Consider the following 13395-nt stretch of genomic DNA (forward strand, 5'->3'; position numbering starts at 1 on the left):
TTTTCCCCATAAAAAAATCCCACTATCTTAGAAATAGTGGGATCATATCATGTTTTGTTGAGATCTTAGTATCTGTAGTACTCAGGCTTGAATGGTCCTTTTACGTCTACTCCGATATATTCAGCCTGCTCAGGAGAAAGAGTTTCCAGCTCTACGCTTAATTTCTTAAGGTGTAAAGCAGCTACTTTCTCATCTAAGTGCTTAGGAAGCATGTATACTTCGTTTCCATAAGCAGCAGAATTGTTCCATAATTCGATCTGAGCCAATGTCTGGTTAGAGAAAGAGTTAGACATTACGAAACTTGGGTGACCTGTAGCACATCCTAAGTTTACCAATCTACCTTCTGCAAGGATGATTACTTCTTTTCCTTCAATTGTATAGATATCTACCTGAGGCTTCACTTCAGATTTAGTCTGACCGTAGTTTTTGTTTAACCAAGCCATATCGATTTCATTATCAAAGTGACCAATGTTACAAACGATAGCTTTATCTTTCATTTTAAGGAAGTGTTCTCCTCTAACGATGTTGAAGTTACCTGTTGTAGTGATGATGATATCAGCATTGTCTACCACAGTGTCTAATCTTTTTACTTCATAACCGTCCATTGCAGCCTGAAGTGCACAGATTGGATCAATTTCTGTAACCGTAACGATAGAACCTGCTCCTCTGAATGAAGCTGCAGTACCTTTACCTACGTCTCCGTATCCGCAAACTACCACTCTTTTTCCAGCTAACATTACATCTGTAGCTCTTCTTACTGCATCTACAGCAGATTCCTTACATCCGTATTTGTTGTCGAATTTAGACTTAGTTACTGAATCATTTACGTTGATGGCAGGCATTACTAAAGTTCCGTTCTTCATTCTTTCGTAAAGTCTGTGTACTCCTGTAGTTGTTTCTTCAGAAAGACCTTTGATATCTTTTGTAAATTCAGGGTATTTATCAAAAACCATGTTTGTTAAATCTCCACCATCATCCAAAATCATGTTTAATGGTTTTCTGTCTTCACCAAAGAATAAAGTCTGCTCAATACACCAGTCAAATTCTTCTTCATTCAAACCTTTCCAAGCATACACCGGAATTCCAGCAGCAGCAATAGCAGCAGCAGCGTGGTCCTGTGTAGAGAAAATATTACAAGATGACCAAGTAACTTCAGCTCCTAAAGCTACCAGAGTCTCGATAAGCACAGCCGTTTGGATTGTCATGTGAAGACATCCAGCGATTCTTGCTCCTTTCAGTGGCTGAGATGGTCCGTATTCTTCACGGATAGCCATCAAACCTGGCATTTCTGCTTCTGCAAGGGTAATTTCTTTTCTACCCCATTCTGCAAGGGAGATATCCTTAACTTTATAAGGAACGTATTGTGTTGTAGTACTCATATGTAATGAATAGTTTTTAAATTCAATTGATAACGAAAGGCAAAATTACGATTTATAATTAAGATATAAAAACGACAAACCAAGATCAGTTTTATGAGATTAAACATGAGTTAATATTATTTAGTCTTAATATAAATAGTTAATTTTAGCTGATAAATAAATATATTATGAATCAAACTCATACAGAAAAGAAATCCAAACCAGTTACTCCTAAAGTAAAAGAATTAATCAATGCATCTAAGAGCATCATTCTGGCTACTGTGGATGCAGAAGGAAATCCTAACTCAAGTTATGCTCCTTTTGTACAGGTAGATCAGACTTTTTATATTCTGGTATCTTTCATGGCAAAACATACTAAAAACCTTGCGGACGGAAGAAAAACATCCATTATGTTTATTGAAGATGAATCAGCAACCAAGCAGATTTATGCCCGTGAACGTTTAACAATTGAAGCAGCTACTTCTCAGATTGAAAGAGATTCTGAAGTATGGAATACTGTAGTTGCTAAACTTAAAGAAAATCACGGCAAAGTGGTAGATGTAATTTCCGAAATGGGAGATTTTATTTTAATTGCTCTTCAGCCTGTAAAAGGGTCGTATGTCAACGGATTCGGAAGCGCTTATTTTGTAGATTCGAATCTGGAAATTATAGAGCATAGAAATGATGTGAATCATCAGTCTAAATAATTAAGCTGGATGCTGGAAGCTTGTAAAGATTAAGGAAACAAAGAATCCGTTTTTCATGAACATTTTTTTATTTAATCTTTAATTTATTCTTATAACGAATAGTAACTTCCGCCTTCCCGCATCCATCTTCCATTCTTTTTTTCATCAATGAATTCTTCTAACTTTATTGATCTGTTATTTTTATAACAAATAGTAACTTCCATCCTCTAGCTCCCATCTTCAAGCTTTTTTTAGTATTTTTGTCCAATAAAAAAAGAATGCCCCTCTACAGAGATTTTTCAGATGATAACGCCACAATTCTGGTTTGGAAGTACGATGAAAGTGAAGAACTTGATATCAACCAACTTCTGGAGCCTGAAAATGCCGAGAAGGTAAAAGATTATCATCCTAAAAAATTATTGGAAGTCCTTATGGTACGCAAGCTCCTGAAAGGGTTGAAGCCGAATTCTAAAATTTTATACAAAGAAAGAGAACCTTTTCTTTCTCCCAATGATGCGGAAATTTCTATTACGCATTCTTTTCCCTTTGCAGCGATTGCTATATCTAAAAATAAAATAGGAATCGATGTTGAAAAATTCAATCCTAAAATTTTAAGGGTAATTGATAAATTCACCTATGAAAATGAGCGTGGATTTATTCCTGAGGATAAAGCTGATACTTTCTATACTATTATATGGAGTGTAAAGGAAAGTATGTACAAAATCCATCACTCTAAATACTGGTCTTTAAAAAAGAATTATGAAGTAAAGCCTTTTGAACTGAAGCACCTTCATAAAATAAGCTGTCGTGTATATGATGATGAGTTTTCAGACGAGTTCAAAGCGAGGGTAGAGTTTTTTGACGATTACTGCTTTACGATTGTGGAGGAGTAGGCTCAGTTTCGTTTTTATATTTTTCGATCACTTTTCTCTGTTCCTTTGCGACATCATAGATCAGCTCCAGAATATCGTGGATGTTTTTAAGCTCTGTTAAATGTGATATTTTATCAGGATCTCTCCGGTCTACAATTTCGTTTTCCTCAATCTCAGTCTTTCTTTTCAGAAGCATATCTTCAATGGAGGAATCTTCCGGCTCAAGACGGCTTTCCATTTTCAATGTTTCGTTGACATCATTTCCGTTGAGAAGGGTAGAGGTCTGCTGCATTTCTGCTTCAATCTTTCTACTCCAGCTTTCAGCATCTATTTCAGGATATTGCTCATTACTTTTGGAGTATTGAGACAGGGAAGCGGTATATGCCGTAATCAGATGTGATGTAGCCACAAATTGGTGCACAACTTCCAGTTTTTTCTGCTGGTTTTTAGGATCGGAAATCATTCTCTGGAAATTATCGGAAAGATTAGCCAGTGAAATAATGGCATTTTTTCGCTTTACCTTATAATCTTCAAGATCGAATTTTCCTTCTAAAAATTTAGAAATCACACTCTGGAAATAAATAAGGTTGTCCGCGGCAGACTTTTTCATCAGATCCAGATTTTGGGTATGTTCCCAAACAGGCAATACGATATAAGATACTACAAAAGCTATGATTCCGGCAATAGCAGTATCAAAGATTCTATCTTTAAATATAATATTGACTTTCCCGGGATTTAAAAAATTAAAGCTGAGGAAAACATAGATCGTCATGAATAATACTGCCCAGAAATACCGTCCTTTCAAAAAGCTGAAACACATGATCATACTAATGAGCAGAATAGCAAATAAAACTCCGTTAATATGTATAAAATAGAGAATGCCATAAGCAATACTTGCTCCTGCAATTGTCCCATAGAGACGGAGAAGGTTTCTCTGTTTAGTGATGGAATAAGCAGGTTTTAAGATTGCTGTAATGGTAATTAATATCCAATAGGTGTGTCCCAGTCCAAGAAAATCGAACATAGAAAAAACATATCCCAGCAATAATGCTGTTGTAATTCTTATGGCATGGCGGAAATGGGATGATGATAATGATATATTATTTCTTAGAACCTTAGCATTAAGTTTAGGTTCATTAGGCATAAATTTCTTAAGATCCAACCCTGTAGATAAACTTTTCGCCAGCTTTATATCCTGCGAAAATACTTTATAGATCTCGTTAATTTCTTTTGTGATTTCATAGATACGCATCAGGATCTGGCGCAGGATCATGAAATTTTCCAGGTTGTCAGGTGAAAGTTGTTTATTTCTGAGTTCGAAATAATTGTAGTTTAAGTTCTTTAATTCCAGTTCCAGATTGGACATAGGTTTTGCTCTGGTACCGCTTTGTAATGCAATTCCGATATTGGTAATCTCTTCTGCCAAAAGGTTAAGATAATCATGGATATTTACCAGGATCATACTGTCTTCAAAACTCTGCTGTAACTTTTGATAATCACTTTCAGAAGTCATCAGCTTTTCATGAAGGTCCATTGAGTTCAGAAACATCAGCATTAATAAACGGCTGGTGGTTGTAGATTCATTGACGATGGTTCTGGTTTTAAAAACCGTTTCCCTGGTATCCTCCTGAAGGTTTTTTATTTCAATCTGTTTGGCAATAACCTGAGTTGTCAGCTTATTAAAATCAGGATTTTTCTGATAATAATTAGCTTTGATCTTTAAAAACTCTGCCAGCTGAAGATAATTTTCTCCAATCATCTGGCTTGCCAGTTTATAAGGACGAATGGTGGTTACAATAAGGAATATAAGCAAAAACCATATACAGCCGGAAGCGAAAATCAATAAACTTTTAAAGATATTACTTCCTGTAAGGTGGCCGTCAATAAAGATCGCGAGTACTACAAGTGATAGTGAACCTACAGCGGCCAATCTCTGCCCATAAACGCCAATGAGGGAGAAAAACATCCCGAAAACAATGACTTCCAGCAATACCAGTACTTTGATATTCATCACAAGACTTGCAATGAGCGCTACAAATACAAAACAGCAGATGGCAAAAGTAAGGGCATTTCTTCTTCGGATAAAAGGTCCGGGTTGGTCCGTAAGGGCTACAAAGCTGGTTCCCAGTGGAAAAAGAAAATATTCTTTCAAAATCCCGAAGTGGGCGAGGACTAAACAAGGCAGAACAGTAGCTAATGTAATTCTGATGGCAGAATATACATACTGACTGGTTACAAATTTTTTTAGTTCTGCCGAATAGTTCATACTACAAAAATAGCTATTGAATTTAAGAAAATTGCCATAAAAAAGAGACTTTTCACAACTTAAATGTTATATTTTTTTTAATTGAGCTGTATGCTATTTAAAATAAACTGGCAGAGGAAACATAGGAATGATTCACAATTCACAATCGATCACTTTTAACACAACAGCTAACAAATCTTGTTCCATGAATTCTTACTTTAGCTTATCAATCTTAAATAATTGTTTCATGAAGATCATTATTAAAAATATACTTGTCATTTTGTGCTCTTTTATTATTCTAAGTTGTACTTCGCAGAGCAAAGATCATTTTAAAGCAAAGAAAATTTATGAATCAAAAAACCTGATCATTACTCAGATTTCGGAAAATTCTTTTATTCATACTTCCTTTAAACAGACGAATGATTTCGGGAATGTACCCTGTAATGGATTAATTGTGAAAGACCATCACGAAACGATTGTTTTTGATACACCTACTAATGACAAAAGTTCAGAAGAACTGATACAATGGATTAATGAAAAGCTCGATGCAAAAATTAAGGCTATTATTCCAACCCATTTTCATGATGACAGTTTAGGAGGATTGATGGCTTTTCATAAACATAATATTCCCTCTTATGCTTATACTAAAACCATCGAATTAGCCAAAGAAAATAATTTTGTTATCCCTGAAAATAGTTTCAATGATGCTGTAAAGCTAAAAGTAGGAGACAAAGATGTTATCGCAAAATTTTTTGGTGAAGGACATACAAAAGATAATGTTGTAGGGTATTTCCCGGTTGAGAATGTTTTATTTGGAGGCTGTTTATTAAAAGAGCAGGAGGCGGGTAAAGGATATTTAGGTGATGCTAATGTTTCTGCCTGGTCCAATACTGTCGAAAAAGTAAAAAAAGAATATCCGGATGTGAAAATTGTAGTTCCCGGACATGGAGAATATGGCGACGGAAAGCTCCTTGATTATACCATTAATTTGTTCAAAGGTCAATAGTGAATTTTTGCTCCGCAAAGTGAATGCTTACAATAAGTAAAAGAAATTGACAAGCGAAGCGAACTGACCATTGACCATTGACGAATCTTTTAACAGTGAATTTCTGCTTTGTAAAATGAATGGTGAATGCTTGCAGTGAGTAAAATAAATTGACAAGCGAAGCGAATTGACCATTGACCATTGACATAAAAAAAGCCTCAATACAGTGTATGAGGCTTTTTTTATAGAGCTGTTGCTTTTATTAACGATCGTTGTTGGATGTTTCTTCTCCAATGTTCCAGGTAAGACCGAAACGAAGTGTATTATCCAAAGCACTGTTGATCTTAGACATGTTGATCAGATAAGAAAGATCAAGTCCGAAAGAACGGTATCTTAAACCAACCCCTGCAGTAGCAAACTGTCTTGCTCCCTGCTCTTCACTTTCATGGAAGTAACCTCCTCTTACAGAAAATGCATTGTCATAAGAATATTCTAAAGCACCACTGTACATGATACTGTTTTTATTTTTGAAAGATTTTCCGATACCAGCCATTGGTCCTACATTCGGGATCTGATAAATAGGCTGTCTTGTATTCGGGTCTATTCCTGCATACTCAGATCCAGGAACCAATAGTTTTGAACCTTCCACAGAAATTCCCACTCTGTTCATGTCATCCAGGTACATATCGTATCCAACCCCTAATCTTGCCATAGTAGGAAGATAAGATCTTGACTCTTCATTTCCTGTATAATCCAGTTTCGGACCTAAGTTCTGAATAGCCAGACCTGCATTCACTTTACCATCATATCCACCAATACTGGAGAATCTTGGAGAGGTATAGTATCCTGAAACGTCTACTGCAAAACTGTTTGCAGCCTTAAGTGTTGTATCTGTGTTGAATCCTCCGGCTAAGTCTGAACGGATAAATCTACCGGTAACAGCTCCGGAGAATGAATCAGAAAGTTTCAAAGCGTAGGCAACGTCAATGGAGAATTCGTTTGGTTTTGATGTACCCATAGACGCGATTTCTGTACCCACCAATTGAGTCAGGTCTACCTGTCCCATATTGAAATAATAGATACTCGCGGAGATTGTAGATCTTTCTTCCTGCCCTAAAAACTTATGGAACGAAGCATATAATAAGAATACATCATTGGTAAGTTTTCCCATGTAAGGCGTATAGTTAAGACCTACGGAAGAACTTGTCCTGCTGAAAGGGTATTTAGCCGCATTCCAGAATTGTGAAAATGCATCCGGAGAGGTTACCACCCCTTGATCTCCCATACCTCCCGATCTTGCATCAGGTGCAATTCTTAAGAAAGGAGCTCCGGTAAGAACTGGGTTTACTTTACCTAAATCTTGCGAATAGCCTAAAAAACCAGCACTCAAACCAAATCCTAATAGCAGTTTAGTAGTTAAATTCATATGTTGTCTTTTATATATTATCAGTTTTTTATTAATATTATTATCTATTGTTCTGTTTTATTATTTCAAAAGTACCATTTTTTCTACAGCTGTAGCACTTCCTTTGCATTTTTCTTGATTTTGACTTTTTGCAAATATCTTAAAAATATACGTACCTTTTGCTACTGTAGATCCAAAATCATCTCTTCCATCCCATTCTATTGCCTGGCGAGGGGTTCTAAAGCCCTGTAGGAACGGTTCTGCAACCACTGGCTGCGATAAAGTTCTTACCAATCTTCCGGTTATTGTATAAATTTGTACGTTTACATCCAGAATATCATCACAGTTGTGTTCAAACTGAATATAGGTTTTATTGGTGAATGGATTTGGCCAGTTCAACGGACGGTTGATCGTCAGGTGTTGGTCAGACTCATCTTTAACTTCAAAATTTAACGTAGCAGTTGTCGAATTATTGTTTATATCCCAAACTTTAAATGATAATTGATGTTGCCCTATGGAAAGATTTCTGAAAGGGTAGGTTACATTCCCTTTCTGATATTCGGCAAGACTTGGGTTTAAGCATCCGTTTCCTTCTCCCGGAGCATAAAAATCATTTAAGACCACGGTATTGATAATCTGTCCGTCAAGATATACTGTAATATCATGTCCTACGCCGGATCCTGTTGAGTTGATTCCTGTATCGTCGGTAAGACAGGCAAGAAGCATAGGATTCTGATTGGTGATTCCACCATCTGCAAAGTTGGTGTTGTTCATATACAGTTTTACTTTTGGAGGTTGATTATCATTGATTCCATTAGGATTGATATCTCCCACCTGTACGGCCTGGTTGTTAAAAACATCCGTTGATTTGTTGTCAGCATAGGCTAGTATTCTTCCTTGTCCTACAGCATAGTTAATATCTTTAGGAACATAGAATTCAGCAGTGAAGACTCCGTTTACCGCAGTTCCGGCAGATTTTACAATCGCACTTCCTTCTTCAGTATAATCTAAAACCGGAGTTAAAATTCCACTGTTGTTAAGTGTTTTCTTGTTTAATCTCTTATCAAAAATATTAATGCTGACTTTTCCGTTGAAGGTATTGTTCAGTGTTCCGTTCGGATTATTGATGTGTCCTTTAATTTTTACAAAATCCAAACCTCTGATCAATCCTGGAACCGGAGTTTCAATATTATCAATAACCAAAAGTCTTTGAGGTCTGCTTAATTTCATAGCAGGATCACCCAGGAAGTTTACTTTTAAATGGTTGCTGTTTGGTCCTTTTTGTTTTTTGGCAATTAAGTGGGCATTTCCTAAAGAATTAAAATCGTCATTGGTTAATTTAAAAATATTCTGAGTAAATGTATTGGTAAAATCACGTCCGTAATCTACCCCAATAGCACGGCTGGAAGTAATCATGGTAGAAACACCTCCCTGCTTCATTTTTATAAACTGTTCTCCAACAGAATTGGTAGCAGGTTCGTCCCATAATGTGAATTCACAAGTGATGGTAGAGACAAAAGGGAATCTGCTGTATACATTAGAGAAGTTGTTGGCATTTTGAACCTCTGTGCTGGTAAGCACTCTTTCCTGTGCCCAACCATTGATTCCTCCATGCCCGAAATAGAATAAATATAAACTGTTTCCGATCGCATTGGAAATAGCCTGGTTTACCTGTGGATATCTTCGCCCTCCAGATGTACTCTGAGCGGTAAAGGCATCCATATATAATTTTTTAACATTATATTCTTTAAGATCCAGCTGGCCTGGCTGTTCAAAAATATTCACCAGTGAATTGTTCATTACATTATGAAAAGGACCTCCTCCTTCCTCATTATCATCCACTACAAAGTCAAGTCGCATACGCCAGTCTCCGAAAGGAGATGACTGCCCTTGAAGAGAATTGTTATAAGCCAGTGTTTTATTGATCATATCCCCGGCTTCACTTACATTAGCTGCCGGAATTCTACCCACGGGCACATCCGGTAAATTGTTTTCAATTAATAATGTAGTCTGTGGCTTGGTCATGACAATATAATCATCCGTAACAAATGATGATACGTAATCAGAAGATTGCTCACTCTGGTAGCTGGCAACAACGTTTGAATTATTCGGAACCCTGTTTTTATAATCGTATGAAGCATCCCCAAGAATAAATACATACTGAAGTCTGCCCAGAGGAGTATTGAGTTTGCTTACGAAATCTCTTATCGCGGTAAGGTCTTTACTTCCGCTGCCATATTCCTCATAGATTTTGTTAATGTCAACAATTTCTACTTTGTAGTTATGAGTGGTCTGATGATAGCTGGCAATTCTTTGTGCCTGCCCCATCATTTCAGGTACAGTAAGGATAAGATAATCTACGTTTTGTATTGCGGAAAGATTCTGATTCGAAATTCTTCCTACAAATTGTGGACTAAAAGCAGCATCAGCACGGAACGCTACAAATTCATTATTGAAATTCTGATCAGCAGCAGTGTAGGCAAAGTTGAAAGAACCACCTCCTGCTTTATTCACTCTTCTGTTAACGTTGGTAATATCCGTTACATCCCATACCTGTTCTATATTAGCTGCATTAGTGATACTGAAACCGTAGTCTGTATTGCTTCCACTTAGAATTGAATAATCCCTGAAGTTCATTTGTGAACCATTGAATGCAAGGTTTTCTTTATACTGAACTTCCAGATAATCAAAATAGAAAGTTCCATTTGGATTTTTGGAAATATCAGGATTATAAACCAATGTAAACTGGTTTCCGGTAAGATTGGTTAATGTTCCGGTATATGTTACAGGATAGAAGGTATACTGATAGGAAGGAGTATCCATAGGAATTACCTGCTGTGGGTGTGGATTTAAATTATTGATTTTAAAATCCATCGTATTCTGCTGAGAATTATACGCCACCACCTGCGTTCTGTATCGTACTACATCATTCGCCTGTATAGGTGAATTGGTAGTCAATGTTATGGTCTTTTCATTGGAGAAAGGAGTATCCTCTACCCATGTTCTTCCTACTTTTAAAAGGTTTTTCTGATCTTTGTTAATTACCTGGTAACTGTCATATCTTGTAATCAGCTGGGCAGGAAGATTTCCGTCTACAGTAGGAACTCTTTTTCCCGCACCTTTGTCAAAATTGATATAATAATAAGAGAAATCTTCATAAATATTTTTGACATTATTACTTCTTTCGCTGAATCGGGTATCATGTCTTTTAAAACCATTTCCATTGCCCGTGTCATAAAGGTTATACCCATCAGGCCCTTGCGCATAGAAAAGAGCATAGTCGTTATCATTCCATACTCCATCATCTTCACCTACTACCTGAATGGAGTTTTCCTGTAAAGCTCCGTATCTTGGATCCTGGTTGTATTCAGGAAGCATTACTCCTCCATTTCCATAAATCCTGAAGTTTTTAGGATTTACAGAACTCGGATTAATTCCGTTATCTTTTAAAAACTGGGAAGTGATTTTGAATACTCCGGACTTGTCTACCTTTATCTTATAAAAATTTCCACTTGATAAAGGATTACCGGTAGTACCTATTTTATTAACGGTTCCTGTTGTATTGATAAAAGAAGAGGCTTCTGAAACATTAAATGAAGATAATCTCTGAACGCGCCCTTTTACATTTTTAAATAAAGCAATACTAATGCTGGCATAGCTTTCACCCTCTAAAGTATAATAGGAAACATCTGCTACATCATAATCAGGAAGCCTGCCTTTATCCAACTCAAACAATTCCTGGTTAGAAACGTTTTCCCAAACAAGGTCTGAGATTTTTAATTGCTTTTCTCCGATTTTTTGCTTGCTTACTATAAAAACATTATTTTGGCTGAAAGAAAAACCTTCATTTTTAAAATTGGGAAGATTTAATTTTGTGTCACCAAAATCCTGAATTTTAGAACCATTCCATTCAATGGTGTTTCTTTGGGCGTAAAGTGTTGATGCAAAAGCGATTAAAGATAAAATCGTAATTTTTCGTTTCATGTTTACTATTGAAATTGCTAAATTACAAAATAAATGAAAATTTTAGAATTAAATTGTGATACAATAAAATTAATTTGTTAACGTTTTTCAAAAAAATCAAATGTTTACTTGATTTATTGAATAATTTATTTTTTCTTTGTACTTTGAAAATATTTATATCGACTATGAAAAAACTAAAGTTGTTTTCATTAATAGCATTAAGTTCTACACTTGCATTAACCAGCTGTGGCGGATCAGGAACCAGCAAAGGTGGCGGTACCAAAAAATTTGTCAGCAAAACAGGTTGGAAACCAAACGAAAAACAGGGTTGGTTTTTTGCAGGAAAGCAACAGAAGCAGAAGGGTTGGCCTGGGATGGTATATGTAGAAGGTGGAACTTTTACAATGGGATTAGTGAAAGATGATGTTATGCACGATTGGAATAATACACCTCGCAGAATGCAGGTAAGTTCATTCTTTATCGGTGAAACTGAAATTACTAACTACGAATACCGCGAATACCTTACATGGTTGAAGTATGTATTCCCACCAAGTGACCCGAGTTTTAAGGAGATCTATAACGGTGCTTTACCGGATACCTTATTATGGGACAACAAATTAGCAAGAAACGATTATAACGAAACGTACTTACGTTCTCCGGAATTTGATTACTATCCGGTAGTAGGAGTTTCCTGGACTCAGGCAAACAGATACTGTGAATGGCTGTCAGACAGAGCGAACGAAAAAGCTTTGATGCAGGCTGGTATTATTGCTAAAGATTTGTATATCAACGAATCCAACAACCAGGGAGGTACTGCTTTCAACATGGATAAATTCAAAGCGAATGATCCTGAAATGCAAGGATACATTAATGAGAAAAGAATGCAGCAAAAAACTGGTATGAAAACAACCAACCAGAGATTGCTTGCAGCTAACAGAGCTCCAAATTCTGCCATGGTACAGAAGTTCAGACTTCCTACTGAAGTAGAATGGGAATATGCAGCTCTTGGTATGGCTAAAACCAGAGAATATAACCAATATCTGGGTAAAAAACCTGAAATCGAAAGATTAAGAGGTACTAAAGGAAGAGACAGAGGAATGTTCCTTGAAAACTTCAAAATGGGTAAAGGTGACTATTCTGGTATCGCTGGATGGAAGAATGACGGATCTGCTCAGACTTCTGATGTAAGACAATATCCATCAAATGATTTGGGTATCTATGGAATGTACGGAAACGTTTCTGAATGGACGGCTGACGTTTATAGACCAATCATCGATGAAGATTACAACGATTTCAACTACTATAGAGGAAATATGCCTCAGGCGATCGTAAGAAACGGTGACGGTACTTACAAAATGATCGACGAAGGTACTATCAAATATGACACTTTAGCTGACGGAAGATTAGTATATAAAGGTCTTCCTGGACAGTTCGAAAGACAAACTATCGCTGACTACAGAAATTACAGAGATGGTGACAGACAGTCTTCTTTAGAATATTACAGAGCTTCTGATTCTGCTGCAGGATTCGATATGTACAATGCTCCTAAGAAAAGCTTTGTTGTAGATGGAACGGGTAGAGTGAAGTTACAGAAGGATACTAAAGACAGAACTTCCGGAATTTCTAACGAGGTTAGAGTAGTAAAAGGTGGTTCTTGGCAGGATACAGCTTACTGGCTGGATCCGGGACAAAGAAGATATAAAAATCAAAACAGAGCTTATGGTTGGGTAGGATTCCGTGTTGCACAGGATGCTAAAGCCAGCGATAAGAGTAGAACTAGAAGATAATATTTATCAAAAAATACTTATAAAAAACCTTCCGAACTTTCGGAAGGTTTTTTTATTTTTGAACCATGAAATCGCTTGGGCTAAAAAGCCTAAA

The 13395-nt window shown here is 36.5% G+C and carries 8 protein-coding genes; 4 read left to right on the plus strand and 4 right to left on the minus strand.

Going from position 1 to position 13395, the window contains the following annotated elements; all coding sequences use genetic code 11:
• Positions 1-65 precede the first annotated feature (65 nt).
• Positions 66-1379 carry an adenosylhomocysteinase gene (gene ahcY, locus REB14_RS11055; RefSeq protein ID WP_034699895.1) on the minus strand — a complete coding sequence of 438 codons (1314 nt, stop codon included), beginning with the start codon at positions 1377-1379 and terminating at the stop codon, positions 66-68.
• Positions 1380-1546: 167 nt separating this feature from the next.
• Between ahcY and REB14_RS11060 the strand changes: the two genes are divergently transcribed.
• Together REB14_RS11060 and REB14_RS11065 are read left to right on the plus strand one after the other, a co-directional pair.
• Positions 1547-2065, plus strand: a complete 519-nt coding sequence (locus tag REB14_RS11060) for a pyridoxamine 5'-phosphate oxidase family protein (protein ID WP_079242665.1) — start codon at positions 1547-1549, stop codon at positions 2063-2065.
• 257 nt (positions 2066-2322) lie between these two features.
• Positions 2323-2937: a 4'-phosphopantetheinyl transferase family protein gene (locus REB14_RS11065; protein WP_034699899.1), complete on the plus strand. Its 615-nt coding sequence runs from the start codon at positions 2323-2325 to the stop codon at positions 2935-2937.
• Here the strand turns inward: REB14_RS11065 and REB14_RS11070 are convergent.
• Positions 2918-5182: an FUSC family protein gene (locus tag REB14_RS11070; protein ID WP_079242663.1), complete on the minus strand. Its 2265-nt coding sequence runs from the start codon at positions 5180-5182 to the stop codon at positions 2918-2920. The two genes, REB14_RS11065 and REB14_RS11070, sit on opposite strands and share 20 nt — an antisense overlap.
• Positions 5183-5408: 226 nt before the next feature.
• Between REB14_RS11070 and blaCHM the strand changes: the two genes are divergently transcribed.
• Positions 5409-6167 carry a CHM family subclass B1 metallo-beta-lactamase gene (blaCHM, locus tag REB14_RS11075; RefSeq protein WP_309522197.1) on the plus strand — a complete coding sequence of 253 codons (759 nt, stop codon included), beginning with the start codon at positions 5409-5411 and terminating at the stop codon, positions 6165-6167.
• A gap of 241 nt (positions 6168-6408) precedes the next feature.
• On the opposite strand, the gene porV is transcribed toward blaCHM, so the two are convergent.
• A complete protein-coding gene (gene porV / locus REB14_RS11080; RefSeq protein ID WP_034699905.1) occupies positions 6409-7572 on the minus strand; it encodes a type IX secretion system outer membrane channel protein PorV in 1164 nt (387 codons plus the stop codon).
• A gap of 60 nt (positions 7573-7632) precedes the next feature.
• Positions 7633-11535, minus strand: coding sequence for a type IX secretion system sortase PorU (porU, locus tag REB14_RS11085; protein ID WP_079242661.1), 3903 nt, complete (start codon positions 11533-11535; stop codon positions 7633-7635).
• Positions 11536-11699: 164 nt separating this feature from the next.
• Here porU and gldJ point away from each other — a divergent pair, with 164 nt between their 5' ends.
• The gene (gene gldJ, locus REB14_RS11090) at positions 11700-13301 is read left to right on the plus strand and encodes a gliding motility lipoprotein GldJ (RefSeq protein ID WP_079242660.1); all 1602 of its coding nucleotides are present in this window, start codon (positions 11700-11702) and stop codon (positions 13299-13301) included.
• Positions 13302-13395: the final 94 nt, after the last annotated feature.

This window comes from Chryseobacterium metallicongregator (genome assembly GCF_031324065.1).
Classification (GTDB): Bacteria; Bacteroidota; Bacteroidia; order Flavobacteriales; family Weeksellaceae; genus Chryseobacterium; species Chryseobacterium metallicongregator.